The organism is Bordetella genomosp. 5 (genome assembly GCF_002261475.1).
Classification (GTDB): Bacteria; Pseudomonadota; Gammaproteobacteria; order Burkholderiales; family Burkholderiaceae_B; genus Bordetella.
This window is the reverse complement of sequence record NZ_NEVN01000009.1, coordinates 462670-481602: the sequence shown is the minus strand read 5'-3', so window position 1 is coordinate 481602 and position 18933 is coordinate 462670. Positions and strand designations below refer to the sequence as shown.

Annotated in this window: 16 protein-coding genes; 6 read left to right on the top strand and 10 right to left on the bottom strand. The window is 68.9% G+C overall.

Features of this window, described 5'->3' with window-relative positions:
* Nucleotides 1–149 precede the first annotated feature (149 nt).
* The gene (gene purM, locus CEK29_RS18605) at nt 150–1199 is read left to right on the top strand and encodes a phosphoribosylformylglycinamidine cyclo-ligase (RefSeq protein ID WP_094802989.1); all 1050 of its coding nucleotides are present in this window, start codon (nt 150–152) and stop codon (nt 1197–1199) included.
* Between the two features lie 135 nt (nt 1200–1334).
* Here the strand turns inward: purM and CEK29_RS18600 are convergent, their stop codons facing one another.
* Genes CEK29_RS18600 through mutL form a run of 3 tightly spaced genes read right to left on the bottom strand, consistent with a single transcriptional unit; the run spans nt 1335 to nt 4778 of the window.
* Complete coding sequence (locus CEK29_RS18600) at nt 1335–1868, bottom strand: ureidoglycolate lyase (RefSeq protein ID WP_094858924.1); 534 nt, start codon at nt 1866–1868, stop codon at nt 1335–1337.
* A 46-nt stretch (nt 1869–1914) separates the two neighbouring features.
* Entirely contained in the window at nt 1915–2853 is a 939-nt protein-coding gene (gene miaA / locus CEK29_RS18595; protein WP_094802985.1) for a tRNA (adenosine(37)-N6)-dimethylallyltransferase MiaA, read from the bottom strand.
* An 8-nt stretch (nt 2854–2861) separates the two neighbouring features.
* Complete coding sequence (gene mutL, locus CEK29_RS18590; RefSeq protein ID WP_094858923.1) at nt 2862–4778, bottom strand: DNA mismatch repair endonuclease MutL; 1917 nt, start codon at nt 4776–4778, stop codon at nt 2862–2864.
* 132 nt (nt 4779–4910) lie between these two features.
* Between mutL and CEK29_RS18585 the strand changes: the two genes are divergently transcribed.
* Nucleotides 4911–5558, top strand: coding sequence for a VTT domain-containing protein (locus CEK29_RS18585; protein ID WP_094803316.1), 648 nt, complete (start codon nt 4911–4913; stop codon nt 5556–5558).
* 75 nt (nt 5559–5633) lie between these two features.
* On the opposite strand, the gene CEK29_RS18580 is transcribed toward CEK29_RS18585, so the two are convergent.
* Both CEK29_RS18580 and tsaE read right to left on the bottom strand, forming a co-directional pair.
* Entirely contained in the window at nt 5634–7043 is a 1410-nt protein-coding gene (locus CEK29_RS18580) for an N-acetylmuramoyl-L-alanine amidase (RefSeq protein WP_141217953.1), read from the bottom strand.
* On the bottom strand, nt 6974–7513 hold the full coding sequence (gene tsaE, locus CEK29_RS18575; protein WP_094802981.1) for a tRNA (adenosine(37)-N6)-threonylcarbamoyltransferase complex ATPase subunit type 1 TsaE: 540 nt from the start codon (nt 7511–7513) through the stop codon (nt 6974–6976). The genes CEK29_RS18580 and tsaE overlap by 70 nt, the downstream gene beginning before the upstream one ends.
* Nucleotides 7514–7630: 117 nt before the next feature.
* On the opposite strand from tsaE, the gene fumC reads away from it, so the two are divergent.
* Nucleotides 7631–9022: a class II fumarate hydratase gene (fumC, locus tag CEK29_RS18570; protein ID WP_094858955.1), complete on the top strand. Its 1392-nt coding sequence runs from the start codon at nt 7631–7633 to the stop codon at nt 9020–9022.
* Nucleotides 9023–9093: 71 nt separating this feature from the next.
* On the opposite strand, the gene CEK29_RS18565 is transcribed toward fumC, so the two are convergent.
* The gene (locus CEK29_RS18565; RefSeq protein ID WP_094802979.1) at nt 9094–9984 is read right to left on the bottom strand and encodes an AEC family transporter; all 891 of its coding nucleotides are present in this window, start codon (nt 9982–9984) and stop codon (nt 9094–9096) included.
* Between the two features lie 231 nt (nt 9985–10215).
* Here CEK29_RS18565 and CEK29_RS18560 point away from each other — a divergent pair, with 231 nt between their 5' ends.
* A complete protein-coding gene (locus CEK29_RS18560; protein WP_094802977.1) occupies nt 10216–11199 on the top strand; it encodes a tripartite tricarboxylate transporter substrate binding protein BugE in 984 nt (327 codons plus the stop codon).
* A 63-nt stretch (nt 11200–11262) separates the two neighbouring features.
* Here CEK29_RS18560 and CEK29_RS18555 read toward each other — a convergent pair whose 3' ends face one another.
* Nucleotides 11263–12147: a LysR family transcriptional regulator gene (locus CEK29_RS18555; protein WP_094858922.1), complete on the bottom strand. Its 885-nt coding sequence runs from the start codon at nt 12145–12147 to the stop codon at nt 11263–11265.
* A 97-nt stretch (nt 12148–12244) separates the two neighbouring features.
* On the opposite strand from CEK29_RS18555, the gene ggt reads away from it, so the two are divergent.
* The gene (ggt, locus tag CEK29_RS18550; protein WP_170948549.1) at nt 12245–13987 is read left to right on the top strand and encodes a gamma-glutamyltransferase; all 1743 of its coding nucleotides are present in this window, start codon (nt 12245–12247) and stop codon (nt 13985–13987) included.
* A gap of 6 nt (nt 13988–13993) precedes the next feature.
* Here ggt and CEK29_RS18545 read toward each other — a convergent pair whose 3' ends face one another.
* From CEK29_RS18545 to CEK29_RS18535, 3 genes are all read right to left on the bottom strand, one after another.
* Complete coding sequence (locus CEK29_RS18545) at nt 13994–15148, bottom strand: CaiB/BaiF CoA transferase family protein (RefSeq protein ID WP_094858921.1); 1155 nt, start codon at nt 15146–15148, stop codon at nt 13994–13996.
* 4 nt (nt 15149–15152) lie between these two features.
* A complete protein-coding gene (locus CEK29_RS18540; protein ID WP_094802969.1) occupies nt 15153–16142 on the bottom strand; it encodes a Bug family tripartite tricarboxylate transporter substrate binding protein in 990 nt (329 codons plus the stop codon).
* An 83-nt stretch (nt 16143–16225) separates the two neighbouring features.
* Nucleotides 16226–17920, bottom strand: coding sequence for an acyl-CoA dehydrogenase family protein (locus tag CEK29_RS18535; RefSeq protein ID WP_094858920.1), 1695 nt, complete (start codon nt 17918–17920; stop codon nt 16226–16228).
* Between the two features lie 107 nt (nt 17921–18027).
* On the opposite strand from CEK29_RS18535, the gene CEK29_RS18530 reads away from it, so the two are divergent.
* A complete protein-coding gene (locus tag CEK29_RS18530) occupies nt 18028–18927 on the top strand; it encodes a LysR family transcriptional regulator (RefSeq protein ID WP_094858919.1) in 900 nt (299 codons plus the stop codon).
* Nucleotides 18928–18933 lie beyond the last annotated feature (6 nt).

Below are 18933 nucleotides of genomic sequence, written 5' to 3'. Positions count from 1 at the left end.
CGCGCGAGGCCGGGAAGCGGGCCGCTCGCGGGCCGTACAGCCAGTCTGCATGCGCTTTTGCGCGGTATTCGGCGCTTTCGGCGGCTAACGTCGTAAAATCCCGAAGTTCCACCTAATTCCGCAATTGTTACAACCCCCACGGTTTCTCCATGACGACTGAACACTCCGCTCCCCTGACCTACCGCGACGCCGGGGTCGACATCGACGCGGGCGACGCGCTGGTCGACCGCATCAAGCCCCTGGCCGCGCGCACCATGCGCGCCGGTGTGCTGGCCGGGATCGGCGGCTTCGGCGCGCTGTTCGAAGTGCCCAAGAAGTACCGCGAGCCGGTGCTGGTCTCGGGCACCGACGGCGTGGGCACCAAGCTGCGCCTGGCGTTTGAATGGAACCGTCACGACACCGTCGGCATCGACCTGGTCGCCATGAGCGTCAACGACATCCTGGTCCAGGGCGCCGAGCCGCTGTTCTTCCTCGACTACTTCGCCTGCGGCAAGCTGTCGGTCGACACCGCCGCTTCGGTGGTGGGCGGCATCGCCCGCGGCTGCGAGCTGGCCGGCTGCGCGCTGATCGGCGGCGAAACCGCCGAAATGCCGGGCATGTACCCCGATGGCGAATACGACCTGGCGGGCTTCGCCGTCGGCGCCGTCGACAAGTCGGCCATCATCGACGGCAAGTCGATCCAGCCGGGCGACGTGGTGCTGGGCCTGGCATCGAGCGGCGCGCATTCCAACGGCTACTCGCTGGTGCGCAAGATTCTCGAACGCGCGGGTGCCCGTCCCGACCAGGACTTCCACGGCCAGCCGCTGGTCGACGTCGTCATGGCGCCCACCCACATCTACGTCAAGCAGGTGCTGGCCGCGCTGGCCGCGCACGGCTCGGCGATCAAGGGTCTGGCCCACATCACCGGCGGCGGTCTGGTCGACAACGTGCCCCGCATCCTGCAGAACGGCCTGACGGCCAAGCTGCACCGCGATGGCTGGGAAATGCCCAAGCTGTTCCAGTGGCTGCAGCAGCAGGGCGGCGTGGCCGACGCGGAAATGCACCGCGTGTTCAACTGCGGCATCGGCATGGTGCTGGTGGTGTCTGCCGATCAGGCCGACGCCGTCGCGGCCACGCTGCGCGCGCAGGGTGAAACGGTCAACCGCATCGGCGAGATCGTGCCCCAACAAGACGGCATGGCCCAGACCATCGTGGTCTGAGCGCGGGCGGCTGCGGCCGCCTCGCATCGGAAAAAGCCTGGCCCGGAAACGGCGCCAGGCTTTTTTGTTTGCCGCGCGGCGAACGCGTGCGACGGGGCGCGGCGGTTGCGCGGAGGATGCGCGCTGGCTGCCGCGTCAGCGCGTCAGGCGCAGGGGCGGCACGTAGGCGAGCCGGGATTCGGCAATGGGCGCGCCGTCGTTCAGATGCGCCGCGAGATCGCGGGTCGTGGAACGACGGGTCAGCATCAGGCAGCGCGCCTCGGCGCCCGCGGTGCGCGTGGCGTGCCACGTGCCAGGCTTCATGCAGATGCCCTGGCCCTGCGGCACCAGGAAGGCTCTGAGCGTGCCGAGGTCCGGCGTGCCGGTGGCCGTGCTCGCCGCCACGACCTGCACGATGGCGGCGGTCAGCGGCACGACCGCCTGCTCGGTCAGGTCATGCACCTCGAGACGGGCGATCACCGGCTCGGCCGAGCGATAGTCCACCCACAAAATCTCGGGCTCGCCACCCGTGCCGGTATCGAAGACATGCTCCTGCCAGAAGTCGGAGGCCGGGCTGGCGAACGCGGTGCCGGCGGGCGCCGACTCGACCGGCTTGCCCAGCATCCACCCGTAGGGCAGCACGGCGGTGGCGTGGAGGGGTTCGATGCGCAGCGGAAGGGTTTCGTTCATGGATGCGGTGGCGTTGGGCGAAGCACGGCGGGGCGGCGCGGGCTGCTCAGCGCGGCTCGAGCAGGCGGGCGGCGTGGTCGATCGTGCGCGCGACCGCGTCGGGCGCGAGGCAATCCACCACGAGACGATCGGGTTGCGCGCGCAACCAGGTGAGCTGACGCTTGGCCAGCTGGCGCGTGGCGGCGATGCCTTGTTCGCGCGCGGTGTCGAGGTCGATCTCGCCGTCGAGGTGCGCCCACATCTGGCGATAGCCCACGCAGCGCACGGACGGCAGGGCCGGGTGCAGATCGGGGCGGGCATGCAGGCCGCGCACTTCGTCGAGCAGGCCGGCCGCGAGCATTGCGTCGAAGCGTTGCGCGATGCGCGCATGCAGGCCCGCGCGATCGCCGGGTTCGAGGCTGAGCGTGACGTAGCGATGCGACTGCGGCGTGGCGCGCGGGCCGGTGAGCAGTGCCGACATCGGCCGCCCCGAGAGGATGCAGATCTCCAGCGCGCGCGAAATGCGCTGACTGTCGTTGGGCGCGAGGCGCGTCGCGGTGACCGGATCGAGGCGGGCCAGTTCGGCATGCAGCGCCGGCCAGCCGGACTGGGCGGCGCGCGCGTCGATCTCGGCGCGCAGGGCGGCATCCGCCTGCGGCAGGTCGTCCAGGCCCTCGCGCAGCGCCTTGTAGTACATCATCGTGCCGCCCGCGAGCAGCGGAATGCGGCCGCGCGCCTCGATCTCCGTGATGAGGCGCTCCGTGTCGTCGCGGAACTCGGCGGCGGAATACGACTGCGCCGGATCGCGGATATCGAGCAGATGCTGCGGCACGCGGGCCTGTTCGGCGGCGGAAGGTTTGGCCGTGCCGATGTCCATGCCACGGTAGATCGTGGCCGAATCGACGTTGATGATCTCGAGCGGCCAGCGCTCGGCCAATGCGAGGGTCGATGCGCTCTTGCCGGCGGCGGTCGGGCCCGCCAGGCACAGGATCGGACGATTGCTCATCGGTCGTCCTACTGACCGCGCAGGAACAGCTTGTCGAGGTCGGAGATCGACCACTGCACCCAGGTAGGCCGGCCATGATTGCACTGATCGGCGCGCTCGGTGGCTTCCATCTGGCGCAGCAGGGCGTTCATCTCTTCGATCGTGAGCTTGCGGTTGGCGCGCACGGATCCGTGGCAGGCCATGGTGGCGAGCAGTTCGTTGCGTTGCTCGGTGAGCAGGCGCGATTCGCCCACGGCCGCGAGGTCGCGCAGCATGGCGCGGGCCAGGCTTTCGATGTCGCCGCGGGCCAGCAGCGCGGGCACGCTGCGCACCGCGATCGAGGTGGGGCCCGACGGCCGCATCTCGAAGCCGAGCTCGGCCAGCTGTTCGCCGTGTTCTTCGACCAGGGCCACGTCTTTTTCCTGGGCATGGAACACCACCGGCACCAGAAGATCCTGGCGCGGCAGGGCGCGCGCATCGAGCGCGCGCTTGAGCTGTTCGTAGACCACGCGCTCGTGCGCGGCGTGCATGTCCACCAGCACCATGCCGCGCGCGTTCTGGGCGAGCACGTAGATGCCGTGGACCTGGGCCAGGGCCATGCCGAGCGGATGCTCTTCGTCGGCGGGCAGGGGCGTGGCCGGGGCCGAGAAGGCGCGCGCCACGGGCGCGGGCGCGGTCTCGGCAGGCGCGTCCGGCGCCTGCCAGGCGGCCACGGTGGCCGAGGCCGGCGCCGCGGCGTCGTCGGGCAGCGGCCGGTACAGGCTCTGCCAATCGCGCACCGGCACGCCCTCGGGCTCGGCGAGGCGGAACGGAACCTGGCTGTGCGCGGGGCGCGCGGCGGGCGCGGTGTAGGGCTGGGGGCGGCTCGCGGGCTCGGCCATGGCCGGGCTGGCACCGCCCCCGCCGGCGGCGTCGGTGTGGACTTCGCCGGTGGCGGGATCGGCCGTGACGGCAGCGCCGCCGGTCTGGGCCAGGGCCTGGCCGATCACCTGATTCACGAAGCGGTGGACCGCGCCGCTGTCACGGAAGCGCACTTCGCTCTTGGCGGGGTGGACGTTGACGTCGACCGCCGTGGGATCGATGTCGAGGTACAGCACATAGGCCGGCTGGCGGTCGCCGTGGAGCACGTCGGCGTAGGCCGAACGCAAGGCGTGGCTGACGGTGCGGTCGCGCACGTAGCGGCCATTGACATACAGGTATTGGCGATCGGCGCGGGCGCGCGCGGCGGTGGGCCGCGTGACCATGCCGATCAGGCCGATGGCGCCAAAACGCGTATCGACGGGCAGCGCCTGGCTGGCGAACTCGGCGCCCAGCACGTCGCGGATGCGCTGGCCGTGGTCAGCCGGCAGCCATTGCTTCTGCGCGCGATCGTGATGAAACAGGCGGAAGGCGATCTCGGGGTGGGCCAGTGCGATGCGCTCGAGTGCGTCGACGCAGTGGCCGAACTCGGTGGCCTCGGCCCGCAGGAACTTGCGGCGTGCCGGCACGGCGTCGAACAGCTGGCGCACATCGACCGTGGTGCCGGCCGGACCCGAGGCGGGCGTGATCTCGCCGCTCGACGCGTCGATCTGCCAGGCGTGCTCACCGTTGCGCGTGCGCGAGATGATCGACAGCCGCGCGACCGATGCGATCGAGGCCAGTGCTTCGCCGCGGAATCCCATCGATGCGACGGATTCGAGTTCGTTGAGCGAGCGGATCTTGCTGGTCGCGTGGCGCGCCACGGCCAGCGGCAACTCGTCGGGCGGGATGCCGCCACCATCATCGCTGACGGCGATGCGGCGGATACCGCCGCCCTCGAGCCGCACCTCGATGGCCCGGGCGCCCGCGTCGATCGCGTTCTCAAGGATTTCCTTCAAGACCGACGCCGGACGTTCGATCACCTCGCCGGCGGCAATCTGGCTGATCAGCAGGTCGGGGAGTGGGGCGATGGAACGGCGTTCGGACATGAGGCGCAGGGCGTGGGCCGCGCGGGGCGGCGACAGTATGGGCAGACTCGACGATTTTAGCGCTGCCGTGGCGGGGCCGCGCGGCGGGTATAGTGAGGCCCCAATTCGGGCGCAGTACGCCCTATCGAGATGGTGATGGAATTTCTGAATATGGTGCTCCATATCGATCAGACCTTGGGCGTCTGGATCGAGAACTACGGAGCATGGGTGTATCTCGCGCTCTTCGCGATCGTGTTCGCCGAGACCGGGCTGGTGGTGCTGCCGTTTCTGCCCGGCGATTCGCTGTTGTTCATCGCGGGCGCGTTCGGCGCCACCGGCGCGATCAATCCGCTGTGGATGGCGGCGCTGCTGGTGGTCGCGGCCATCACGGGCAACAGCCTCAATTACGCGATCGGCCGCGCGATCGGTCCGCGTGTGTTCACCATGAACGTGCGCTTCCTCGATCGCGGCGCGCTGATGCGCACGCACATGTTCTACGACCGCCACGGCGGCAAGACCATCGTGATGTCGCGCTTCATCCCGGTGGTGCGCACCTTCGCGCCTTTCGTGGCGGGCGTGGCGCAGATGCCGATGGGGCGGTTCCAGTTCTTCAACGTGAGTGGCGCGCTCCTGTGGGTGGTCGGCCTGGTCACGCTGGGCTACTTCTTCGGCAACATCCCCATCATCAAGGATCACCTCAACACGATCGTGCTGCTGGGCCTGGCCGCGGCCATCGTGCCGCTGATCGCCGCCGCGGTGGTGCGGCTGTGGCAGCGGCGCCGGGGTCGGCCGAACACCTGATATCGACCAGCCAAAAGAAAACCTGCCCGAGAGCAGGTTTTCTTTTGGCCGCTACGCGCGGTGCCGGAAGCGAACTCAGCCGGCGTCGCCCAGCCGCGCGAGCGGCGGGTTGGCGGTGAAATAGCGCGAGATGCCGGTCATCATGGCCTGCGCGAGCGCGTCCTGGTGCGAGGCCGAGCGCAGCTTGGCCTCTTCCTGGGGATTGCTGATGAAGGCGGTCTCGACCAGGATCGACGGGATGTCGGGCGCCTTGAGCACCGCGAAGCCAGCCTGTTCGACGCTGTTCTTGTGCAGGCGGTTGATCTTGCGGATCTCGTCCAGGAAGGCCGAGCCGACCTTCAACGAGTCGTTGATCTGCGCCGTGGTCGAGAGGTCGAGCAGCACGCGTTGCACCTGGCGGTCGTGGCTGCCGAGGTTCACGCCGCCGATCAGGTCGGCTGCGTTTTCCTTGTCGGCCATGTAGCGCGCCTGCGCGCTGGTCGCGCCGCGCTCGGACAGCGCGAACACCGACGAGCCGTTTGCCGTGGGCTTGATCCAGGCGTCGGCGTGAATCGAGATGAACAGATCGGCGCGCACGCGGCGGGCCTTCTGGACACGCACGTGCAGCGGCACGAAGTAATCGTCGTCGCGCGTGAGGTAGGCGCGCATGTAGGGCTGCGCGTCGATCAGCGTCTTGAGGCGCCGCGCGATCCGCAGCACCACGTCTTTTTCGCGCAGACCGCTCTTGCCGACGGCGCCAGGGTCTTCGCCGCCGTGGCCCGGATCGAGCGCGATGGTCAGCATGCGCTTGCGGCCCGCGCTGGCGCGGCCGGGCGAGGGCGCCGGGCTCGTGATTGCCGGAGAGGGGAGCGTGGGCGCCTGCTGCTGGCCACGCGCGAGCGGCGCGGGCGCGGGGGCCTGCTGGCCCGGCGAGGGCGTGACCGGATTGCGCGAGATCTCATCGAGAATGCGCGCGAGCGGATCCTCGACGTCGGGACCGGCGCCTTGCTTGTTCAGGATCGCGACCAGCGGATCCTGCGCGACCTTGGGATAGAGGTCGAGCACCAGACGGAACTGGTAGTCGGCCACGGGCTTGAGGGTGAAGACCTGCGGCGCGACGGCCTGCTTCAGGTCGAACACCATGCGCACGACATTGGGGCGGTTCTGCGCCACGCGCAGGCCCTGGATGTAGGGATCGTCGGGGCGGACCTTGGAGACCAGATCGTTGAGCGCGGGGCTCAGCGACAGGCCTTCGATGTCCACCACGAGACGGTGCGGATTTTCGAGCGTGAATTGCTCGGCCTTGAGCTCGTGATCGAGTTCGAGGGTGACGCGGGTGTATTCGTCGGCCGGCCAGGTCCGCACGGCAAGAATGGTGGCGGCCTGGGCAAAGCGGGGGATGACGGGGAGAACGAGCAGGGTTGCGGCGACGCTGATCAAGCGTCGCCGGGTGGCTGAGCGGGGCGAGGATGCGCCGCTTGCCGTATTGCCATCGCGTTCAACCATTTTTGTCCTCGGGCGGTAAAGGCAGACAGATCAGCGTTCCGTCCCTGGTCCGCGTATACCAGGGCAATCTGCAGGTCCGGCGGAGGCAAAAGCCCTCCCGCACGTTCGGGCCATTCGATCAAAACTACCGCGTCGTCACGCAGCAAATCCCGGAATCCGGCGTCCAACCATTCGCGCGAATCGCTAAATCTATAGAAATCAAGGTGATAGAAGTATAAGTTAGAAACTTTATAGGATTCAAGCAGGGCGTAGCTCGGACTTTTGATCCGACCCTTGATACCGCTCGCCCGCAGCAGTGCGCGACTGAACGCCGTCTTGCCGGCGCCGAGATCGCCGCGCAGATGTATGTGTCCCCCGACGTTCCCTTCGCGGCCGTCGAGAAAGGGGGCCAGTTGCTGCGCGAGCGCGTCGGTCGCGGCCTCGTCGGGCAGGTGCAAAGCCAGCGTCGCTAGCGGGGGCGTGGAGGACATGGGCGTGGGCCGGTGGTAAAACGATCAGGGATGCCGATTATAGAAAGTGAGTTTCTGGTACGCTTGAAGTTGAAAGTAATTCTTATTCAATAAGCCTTGCCGATGGAGCAGCGATTCATGAAGACCCGCACCGAAAAAGACACTTTCGGACCGATCGAAGTGCCCTCCGACCACCTCTGGGGCGCGCAGACGCAGCGCTCGCTGCACTTCTTCGCGATCTCGACCGAGAAGATGCCGGTGCCGCTCGTGACCGCCATGGCGCGCCTGAAGCAGGCCGCCGCCAAGGTCAACGCCGAGCTGGGTGAGCTCGACGCCACCATCGCCGACGGCATCGTGCGCGCCGCCGACGAGGTGATCGCGGGCAAGTGGCCGGACGAGTTTCCGCTGTCCGTGTGGCAGACCGGCTCGGGCACGCAGAGCAACATGAACATGAACGAAGTGCTGGCCAACCGCGCTTCGGAGCTGCTGGGCGGCGAGCGCGGCGAGGGGCGCAAGGTTCACCCCAACGACCACGTCAATCGCGGCCAGTCGTCCAATGACACCTTCCCCACCGCCATGCACGTGGCGGCCGCGGTCGAGGTCGAGCACTACCTGCTGCCGGCGCTCAAGGCGCTGCGCGCCACGCTGGCGGCCAAGAGCGCCGAGTTCTTCGACATCGTGAAGATCGGCCGCACCCACCTCCAGGACGCCACGCCGCTCACGCTGGGCCAGGAGCTCTCGGGCCACGTCGCCCAGCTCGACCTGGCCGAGCAGCAGATCCGCGCGACGCTGCCGGGCCTGCACCAACTGGCCATCGGCGGCACCGCCGTCGGTACCGGGCTGAACGCCCATCCCGAGTTCAGCGCCAAGGTCAGCGCCGTGCTCGCGCACGACACCCGCACGGCCTTCGTTTCGGCGCCCAACAAATTCCAGGCGCTGGCATCGCACGAGGCCCTGCTGTTCGCGCATGGCGCGCTCAAGTCGCTGGCCGCCGGCCTCATGAAGATCGCCAACGACGTGCGCTGGCTGTCGAGCGGCCCGCGTTCGGGCCTGGGCGAAATCAGCATCCCCGAAAACGAACCGGGCAGCTCGATCATGCCGGGCAAGGTCAACCCGACGCAGTGCGAAGCCATCACCATGCTGGCCGCGCAGGTCCTGGGCAACGACGTCGCCATCAACATCGGCGGCGCGAGCGGCAATTTCGAGCTCAACGTCTACAAGCCGCTCGTCATCCACAATTTCCTGCAATCGGTGCGCCTGCTCACCGACGGCATGCACAGCTTCGATCAGCATTGCGCGCAGGGCATCGAGCCCAACCGCGAGCGCATCGCCGAGCTGGTGGATCGTTCGCTGATGCTCGTCACCGCGCTCAATCCGCACATCGGCTACGACAAGGCCGCTCAGATCGCCAAGAAGGCGCACAAGGAAAACCTGTCGCTCAAGGAATCGGCGCTGGCCCTGGGCCACGTGACCGAGGCGGAGTTCGAAGCCTGGGTCGTGCCGGCCGACATGACCAACGCCAAGCGTTGATCAGCCGCCGATGACAAGGCCGCGCCCTGACAGGCGCGGCCTTTTTTCATGGCCGCTGCCGCCACGGCGCGTCAGAGCATCAGCAGCCAGAGCGGGATGGTGACGGCCGAGAACAGCGTGCCCAGCGAGATCAGCACGGCCACCATGCGGCCGTCGCCGCCCATGCGCATGGCCAGCACATAGGCCGCGGAGGCGGTGGGCAGCGCGCCGAACAGCACCAGCATGCGGGTGGCGAGCGGATCGAGGCCGAGCAGCCAGGCCGCGCCCAGCGCCACCAGGGGCATCAGCCCGAGCTTGACGACCAGCATCCAGCTGATGAGCCGGCCATGGCCCTTGCCGCCTTCCCAGGAGAGGCTGGCGCCCACGCAGATGATGCCGAGTGCGATGGCCGCGCTGCCGAGCCGGCTGAACACGATATCGACGGGGCCCGGCAGGTGCAGGCCCGCGAGGTTGCAGAGCAGCGCGAGCACGGTGGAGACGACGAGGGGATTGCGCAGCAGCTCGCCGAAGAGGTTCTTGCCGTTGTGCCGCGCCAGCCCGTACACGGCCGAGAGATTGGCCATGGGCACCGCGAAGCCGATGATCAGCGCCATGACCGTCTGGCCCGGCTGCCCGCCCAGGCTCGCGGCCAGCGCGAGGCCGATGTAGGTGTTGAAGCGATAGCCGCATTGCGCCGCCGACGCCAGCGCCACCGGGGCCGGCCGCAGTATCGGGCCCGCCAGCCACGACAGCAGCGTGCCGGCGCCGATCATGATGGCCGCGGCCTGCAGAAGCAGGGCGGCGTTGCCGGCGCTGATCGGGGTGCGCAGGATGGACTGGAACAGCAGCGCGGGGAACAGCACGAAGTAGACGAGGCGCTCGGTGCCGGCGAAGAATTCGCGCGCGAAACCCAGTCTGTGACGCAGTACCCAACCCAGGGCGACCAACAGAAAATCCGGCAGGACCAGCAGTGCGACCGACATGGTGTTTCGTTCAGGACTCGGAAAGGAATGCTGGCGGGCATGCTACCGCAATCGCGCGATTTGCTGCTATTCTCCATGGTTCTGACGTGGCGGGGCCCGCCCTGGGCTTGCATGAGACACACCGCATTTCACGTCCGCAAACAATCATAGATATCGCTCATCCACAGAGGGCGATCGGCACATCGGCATCTCTCACGCGGGGACGCCGTAAATCTAGGAGGAAGCACACCCATGATCAAAGTCCGCACCCTGGTCCAAGCCATTGCCATGGCCGCAGGTATCGCTGCCGTAACGAGCGGCGCACAAGCCGCCAATTTCCCGGACAAGCCCATTCGTGTGATCGTGCCGTTCGCGCCGGGTGGCTCGACGGACATCATCGCGCGCATCGTGACCCAGCGCATGAGCCAGGAGCTCGGCCAACCCATGGTGGTCGAGAACAAGGGCGGCGCCGGCGGCGCCATCGGCGCATCGGAAGCCGCGCGTGCCGCGCCCGATGGCTACACGCTGTCGATCGCCACGGTCTCGACCATGGCCGTGAACCCGGCCTGCCGTCCCAAGGATCTGCCCTACAACCCCCTGACCGACTTCCAGCCGGTCACGAACTTCGCGAACACGGCCAACGTCGTTGCCGTGAACCCCAAGTTCCCCGCCAAGGACTTCAAGGGCTTCCTCGAAGAGCTGAAGAAGAACCCCGGCAAGTACTCGTACGGCAGCTCGGGCACCTGCGGCGTGCTGCACTTGATGGGTGAGTCCTTCAAGATGGCCACCGGCACCGACATCGTGCACGTGCCCTACAAGGGTTCGGGTCCGGCCGTGGCCGACGCCGTCGGCGGTCAGATCGAAATCATCTTCGACAACCTGCCGTCGTCCATGCCGCAGATCCAGGCCGGCAAGCTCAACGCCATGGCCATCGCCTGGCCCGAGCGCATCGACTCGATCAAGGACGTCCCGACGTTCAAGGATGCCGGTTTCCCGGTGCTGAACCAGCCCGTCTGGTACGGCCTGCTGGCGCCCAAGGGCACCCCGATGGAAGTCGTGAACAAGCTGCGTGACGCCGCTGTCGTGGCCCTGAAGGATCCGAAGGTCATCAAGACCCTCGCCGATCAGGGCTCGGCCCCGTCGGGCAACACCCCGGAAGAATTCGCCAAGGAGATCAAGGCGCAATACGACTGGGCTGCCGACGTGGTCAAGAAGCAGAACATCAAGCTCGACTGATCCCGGGCCCGCCTCGCGCGGGCATGCCGGATCTGACAGGGGCACCCGCGAGGGTGCCCTTTTTCATGGCGTGGCGGTGCAGGCCGCGCGCAGGCGTTCGATAAAGTCGCGGTGCAGCGCCGACAGCGCTTCGTGGCTGCGCGTGAGCAGGCTGATCGGCACCCGCAGCGGCGGCTCGAGACGCCGCGACACCATGCCGGGCCGCAGCATCGCGCGCGCGGTGTAGGCGTCGACGATGGCCTCGCCGCAGCCGGCCTCGGCCAGCGCGCACGCGACGTAGTGCGTCTGGACCTGGATCGCCACCGGCGGCGCCAGGCCTTGCGCGTCGAGCGCCATCTGCAGCATCGAGCCCGAGGCATCGCGCGCGTCGAGCACGATCAGCGTGTCGCCGGACAGGTCGGACAGCCGCGTGGGCGCGTCGTCATCGGTGGCCGGGCGCCGGCTCAGATGCACCAATTCCGTGTGGCCCAGCGGCGCGCGGGTGAGGCCGGCGTAGTCGTTGGTATCGAACGTGATCGCCAGATCGAGCTCGCGGGCCATCAGGCCCTGCACCAGCTCGGCGCTGTGATGGGTGTGAATATCGAACGTGATGCCGGGCTGGGCGTCGCGGCTGGCGCGGATCACGCCGGGCAGCAGGCCCAGGCCCAGCGCGGGCGCGCAGCCCACGCGCAGATGGCCGTTGGGGCTGTCGCGCAGGCTCGCGGCGAGCCGTCGCACGCTGTTGAGATCCTGATTCAGCCGTGCCACCTCGGGCGTCAGGATCTCGGCCTCGCGCGTGGCCACCAGCCTGCCCTTGACCCGTTCGAACAGCTTGAATCCCAGCTGCGTTTCGGCATGCGCCAGCAGCTTGCTGGCCGCGGGCTGCGAGATATGCAGCGCGGCCGCCGCTTCGGTCAGGGAGCCGGTGCGGCGGATGGCTTCGAAGATTTCGATGTGACGCAGGCGCATGGTGGAAGGAATGGGTCGGTCCAGCAGCGATTCTATGCGAGACCCGGGCGCCGCTTGGCTATCATGGGGTCTCCGAGGCGAGGGGACAGGGATGACGATGCAAATGAAATGGGCGGCCGGTCTGGTGCTGCTGGCCACGCTGGGACTGAGCCCGGCACAGGCGCGCCAGCCCGCCGCCGACGTGAACCCCGAGGGCGCGTCCGGTTTTCAGGCGAAGCCGCTGGTGCAGACGCGCCAGGAGATGATCGCCACGGCCAATCCGCTGGCGAGCGAGGCCGGCGCGGCGGTGCTGCGCGAAGGCGGCAGCGCCGTCGATGCCGTGATCGCGGCGCAGCTCGTGCTGAATCTGGTGGAGCCGCAATCGTCGGGCATCGGGGGCGGCGCCTTCATGATGCATTACGACGCGGCGAGCGGCGAGCTCGTGTCATACGACAGCCGCGAGACCGCGCCGGCCGCCGCCCGCCAGGACCGCTTCTGGCGCGACGGCAAACCGCTGTCGTTCGCCGAGTCGGTGAACAACGGCCGCGCGGTCGCCACGCCCGGCCTGCTGCGCGGACTGGAGCTGGCGCATCGCGCGCACGGCAAGCTGCCCTGGGCGCGTCTGTTCGAGCCCGCCATCGCCCTGGCCGAGCAGGGCTTCGCGGTGTCGCCACGGCTGCACGAAATGCTGCGCCAGACCCCCGCACTGGCAAAGCAGCCGGCCGCGGCGGCGTATTTCCTGGACGCGGCCGGGCAGCCCTGGCCGGTGGGGCACCGCCTGCGCAACCCCGCGCTTGCCGAGGTGTTGCGCCGCGTGGCGGCGCAGGGCGCCGATGCCTTCTATCAGGGCGAGATCGCGCGCGACATCGTGGCGGCCGTGCACGGCCACGCGCAACCCGGCGACCTCACCGAAGCGGACCTCGCCGGCTTTCGCGCCCAGATCGAGCAGCCGGTGTGCAGCCGCTATCGCGGCTATCGCCTGTGCGGCCCGCCGCCGCCGTCCAGCGGTCCGCTGGCCGTGCTGCAGATGCTGGGCATCCTCGAGCACACGCCCATCGCCCGCCTCGCGCCCGACAGCGTCGAGGCCGTGCATTACTTCGCCGAGGCCGGCCGCCTGGCCTACGCCGATCGCGATTTCTATGTGGCCGACCCGCGCTTCGTGTCCGTGCCGGTCGCGCAGATGCTGGCACCGGGCTATCTGCGTCAGCGTGCCGCCCTGATCCGGCCGGACCGCAGCATGAAGGTGGCCCTGCCCGGCGATCCGGCCGGGATGCTGGCCGAACGCGCCCGCGACGATGCGCTCGAGTTGCCGTCCACCACCCATCTGACCGCCGTCGACGCGGCGGGCAACGTGGTGTCGATGACGTCGACCATCGAATCGGCGTTCGGCAGCAAGATCTTCGTGCGCGGCTTTCTGCTCAACAACGAGATGACGGACTTTTCTTCGTCGTGGCGCGATCCGGAGGGACGCGCCGTGGCGAACCGCATCGAGCCCGGCAAGCGTCCGCGCAGCTCGATGGCGCCCATGATCGTGTTCCGTGGCGGCAAGCCCTATCTCACGGTGGGCTCGCCCGGCGGCAGCGCCATCATCAACTACGTCGCCAAGACGCTGGTGGGCGTGCTCGACTGGAATCTCGATATCCAGCAGGCCATCGCGCTGGCGAATCGGGGCAGCCGCAACAAGGCCACCGAGCTCGAGGCCGGCAGCGCGCTGGAAGCCCTGGCGCCGCGGCTGCGCGCGATGGGTCACGAGGTGAAGATGGAGGCCTTCCCCAGCGGCCTGCAGGGCATCGTGATCGGACTCGATGGCCTGCAGGGCGGCGCGGATCCGCGCCGCGAGGGTGTGGCGCTGGGACGCTGAGCCGGCTCAGGACGACGGGGCGTCGTGCGCCGCGTTGTCCTCGCCCAGGGCGGGAGGCAGGCGGCGCAGGGTGGCCGGTGTGCGCGACAGCTTGATCGGGCTGCCGATGCCGAGGTAGTCGCCGTGTTCGATCACCATGCCGCGATGGCGCGTGTGCGGGTGCGCCAGCACCTCGGCCACGTCCTGCACCGCGGCGGCGGGCACGCCGCGCGCTAGCAGCACCTCGGCGAATCCCGCGGCCTCCTTGTCGGCCAGCAACGCCGTCAGCGCCTCGTGCAGCGCCGCGCGGTGCGCCAGGCGGGCCGCATTGCTGGCGTAGCGCTCGTCTTCGGCCAGCGCTGGCGCGCCCAGCGTGGCGCACAGGGTGGCGAACTGACGCTGGTTGCCCACCGCCAGAAACAGCGTGCCCTGCGCCGTGGCGAAGGTCTCGTACGGCGCGATGTTGGGATGCGCATTGCCGCTGCGCCCGGGCACCTTGCCGCCGTAAAAATAATTGGGCGCGTGCGGATGCAGCAGGGACACCGCGCAGTCGTACAGCGTGATGTCCAGAAACTGGCCCAGGCCACTGCGCACGCGCTCGTTGAGCGCCAGCAGGATGGCGACCGTCGCGTTCAGCCCCGTCACCATGTCGACGACGGGCAGCCCGACCCGCGTGGGCTCGCCCTCGGCATCGCCATTCACACTCATTAGCCCGCACATGGCCTGCGCGCACGCGTCGTAGCCGGGCAAGCCGCCCAGGGGGCCGTCGGCGCCGAAGCCGCTGACACGGCAGTGGATGAGGCGCGGAAAGTCGTCTTTGAGCGTGTCGTAGCCCAAGCCCCACTTTTCCATGGTGCCCGGCTTGAAGTTTTCGACCAGCACGTCCGCCTCGGCCAGCAGACCGCGCAGAAACGTGCGGCCGGCCTCCTGCGAGAGGTCGAGCGTGAGCCCCTGTTTGTTGCGGTTCACGCCCACGAAATAGGCCGCCGTGTCGCCGCCCACCCCCTGCGCGAACGGCGGGCCCCAGCCGCGGGTTTCGTCGCCCGAGGGCGGCTCGATCTTGAGCACGTCGGCGCCGTGATCGGCGAGCACCTGCGTGCAGTAGGGCCCGCCCAGCACGCGCGAGAGGTCGATGATGCGGCAGCCGGCGAGCGCGCCGGCCTGCGGTAGGGAAGGATGCATGGCGTCAGTCGATCGAGATGTTGGCGTCGCGGATGACCTTGCCCCATTTGTCCACCTCGGCCGAGATGAAGGTGGCCAGGGCCTGCGGCGTGCGGTCGGTCGCGGGCACGATGCCCTGCTTCGTGAGCGTGTCCCGCACGGCCGGCGAGTCCAGGGTGGCGATGAAGGCGCGGTTCAGGCGGGCGACCACGTCGGGCGGCGTGTCCTTGGGAGCGACGATGCCGAAGAACACGCTCACGTCGTAGCCGGCGAGGCCCTGTTCGGCCAGCGTGGGAAGCTCGGGCAGGGCGGTGGAACGATCCGCGCTCGCCAGGCCGATGGCGCGCAGGCGGCCGCTCTGCACGAACGGCAGCGCGGTCAGGATGTCCGTGAACGACATCGACACCTGGCCGCCGAGCAGATCATTGAGCGCGGGCCCGGTGCCCTTGTAGGGCACGTGCATGATGCGCGTGCCGGCCATGCGATTGAACAGCACGCCCGCCAGGTGCGACGAGGCGCCGTTGCCGGACGAGGCATAGCTGAGTTGATCGGGATGGCTGCGGGCGTAGGCGATCAGCTCCTGGGCGTTGTCGGCCTTGACCGAGGGATGCACCACGAGAATGTTCGGCAGGTGGCCGATACGCACGATGGGCGCGAAGCTGGTGCGCGGGTCGTAGCCCTGGTTTTTGTAGAGGCTGACGTTGATCGCAAGCGGACCGGACGTGCCGAACAGCAGCGTGTAGCCGTCGGCTTTGGCGCGCGCCACGGCCTCGGCGCCGATGTTGCCGCCGGCGCCGCCCCGGTTCTCGACCACGACGGTCTGGCCGAGCTCCTGTTTGAGGCCTTCGGCCAGGCGGCGGGCCATGGCGTCGGTGGGGCCGCCCGGCGGGAAGGGCACGATCAGCGTCACGGGGCGATCGGGAAATTCGGCGTGGGCCGGGGCGGCCAGAACGCCCGCGCCGAGCGCGAGCGCGGCGCCGAAACGGGCCAGGCGGGAAAGCAGAGGCTGCGTCATGGTGGATGTCTCCTGTGTTGTGGACACGCGGCGGATCGAGCCGCCGGTGGTCGAGCATGCGGTGGCGTGCGCCACCGTTGAAATCAGGGTTGGGCCGCGAGCACGCGCTGGTTGAGGGCGTCGTCGTCCTGGGCCGGTGCGCAAGGATCCTGGGGCATCAGGCGATGGCGCAGCACCTGGTCGGCCAGCAGCGCGCGCCCCGCCAGTCCGTCGGCGCGGGCTTCGTGCCTGAGCGCCGCGATCGACAGCGCGTGATACAGCGCCGACGCGGCCTGCCGCGCCAGGGCATCGAGATTCTCCTGCGCGGCGCGGTCGGCCAACCCGAAGGCCGCGTCGATCGCCGCATCCTGTTGCGCGCGCAACGAGTCGGGGCAGGGCACCCCTTGCGTCAGCAGGCGGTCGACATGGGCGCGCAGCGCCGGCAACGACTGCTCGCGGCGGATCGCGCGCAATACGTCGAGCGCCACGATATTGCTGGTGCCTTCCCAGATCGAGCCGAGATGGGCGTCGCGCAGCAGGCGGGGTTCGACCCATTCTTCGATGTAGCCGCAGCCGCCGCGCACTTCCATCGCGTCGCCGGTGACCTTACGCGCATCGCGGCAGGCGCGAAACTTGATCAGCGGCGTCATGATGCGGGGCAGCGCCGGGTCGCCGCGGCCCGCCTCGGCGTCGGCCAGGGCCTGCGCGGTTTGATACATCACGCTGCGGGCCTGCTCGGCCCACAGCATCATCTTCGCCAGCTGGCGCCGCATCAGCGGCATGTCGGCCAGCGCCTGCCCGAAGGCGCGCCGCTCGCGCGCCACGTACATCGCCTCCGCGCAGGCGCGCCGCATGAGGCCGGCCGCGCGCATCCCGTTCGACAGGCGCGAGTTGTTGATCATGTCCGCCATCTGCTTGAAGCCGCGGCCCCTTTCGCCCACCAGCCACGCGTGCGCGCCTTCGAGGCGGATCTCGCCGCTGGCCATCGAGCGCGTGCCGAGCTTGTCCTTCAGGCGCAGGATGCGGTAGTGATTGTGGCGGCCGTCGGGCAGGTCGCGCGGCAGCAGGAACAGCGACACGCCCTTGAGCCCCGGCTCGCGCTCGCTGCGCGCCAGCACCATGGCATAGCCTGCGTCCGGATTCGAGCAGAACCACTTGTCGCCCTGCAGCAGCCAGTTGCCATCGGCGTCCTGATGCGCCTCGGTGGTGGTGGCGCTGACGTCGGAGCCCGCGCCTTGTTCGGTCATGAACATCGCGCCCTGGCGCAGCGTGTCGAAGTCCAGGCTGGTGACCTCGGGCAGCACCTGTTCGACCAATGCCGGATCGCCATAGCGGCGCAGCGTGCGCGCCAGCGAGTCCGTCATGCTCACCGGGCAGCACAGGCCGAACTCGGCCTGCACGAAAAGGTGGCTCAGCGCGTACTTGGCCGCGGCGGGCATCGGGGCGGCCCAGCCCAGCACACCGCCGCGATGCGAGAGCGCGGCGAGGCCGAATTCGCTGTAGGCAAGGCGCTCGAGCGCCACGTAGTCGGGGTGTTTCTCGACCCGCGACGCATCCACGCCCGTGCGATGCCGCACCGCCAGCGTGGGCGGATGCTGATCGGCCGACATGGCCAGCGCGTCCATCTCGCCGCCGGCGAGTGCGCCGAGTCTGTGCAGATGCGGCAGCAGATGGGCATACAGATCGGCGGGCAGATAGCGCGCGGCCATCGGGCCGGCGTACGGATCGCAGTCGAAGAGATTCTGGCCGCGCGAGTCGGGTACGGCGGTGTCGGCGGGCAAGGTGGCAGGCATGTCCATGGCAGATCGCAAAGGGATATGCCTGGCATGGTGCGCCGGTGGATTGATCTATACAAATACCGTTTCGGTGTTGAACAATACAGAGAAAATATAGATCGGAGACGCGTATGGACCTCGACCCCCGGCTGTTGCGGTACTTCATCGCGGTGGCCGAAGAACGGCATTTCAGCCGCGCGGCGCAGCGCCTGCACATATCGCAGCCCCCGCTGTCGTACGCCATACGCCAGCTCGAGACGCAGCTGGGCGCGCGCCTGCTCGAGCGCACGAGCCGCCACGTCGCGCTGACGCCGGCAGGGCACACGCTCTATACGCAGGCCCTGGCCCTGTTGCGGCAGTCGGAAGAGATCGGGGTGCTGGTGCGGCGCGTGGACGCCGGGCTGCAGGGACGATGCCGCATCGGCTTCGTGGGCTCGATGCTGTATCGCGGGCTGCCGCGGCTGCTGGCCGAGTTGCGCCAGGCCATGCCACAGGTGGAGCACGTGTTGAGCGAGCTGAACTCACACGACCAGATCGAAGCCGTGCGGCGCGGTGAGCTGGACCTGGGGTTCGTGCATGCCAATCCCCTGCCGCCGCAGGTGCGCGGCCAGGATCTGATGGCGGAGCCCTTCGTGGTGTGCCTGCCGCAGGATCATCCGCTGGCGCATCGGCGCCGTATCGATCTGGCGGCGCTGGCCGATGACGATTTCGTGTTCTTCGCGCGGGAGGCCTCGCCCAGCTATCACGAGACGGTGCTGTCGCTATGCGTGGCGGCGGGGTTCCGGCCCGCGGTGCGGCACGAGGTGCGGCATTGGCTCAGCGTGTGTTCGCTGGTGTCGCAGGGGCTGGGGGTGTCGATCGTGCCGGCCTGCCTGCGCCGCAGCGGGCTGGCCGGCACGCGCTTCGTGAACTTCGCCCACACCGCGCGTTCGCAGAGTCAGCTGATCTGGCCGGCCGGGCCGGCGAGTCCGCTGGCCGCCCGGGCCCTGGCCAGCGTGCGGCGGCACTTCGGCGCGCCGGCGCAAGGCTGAAAACCG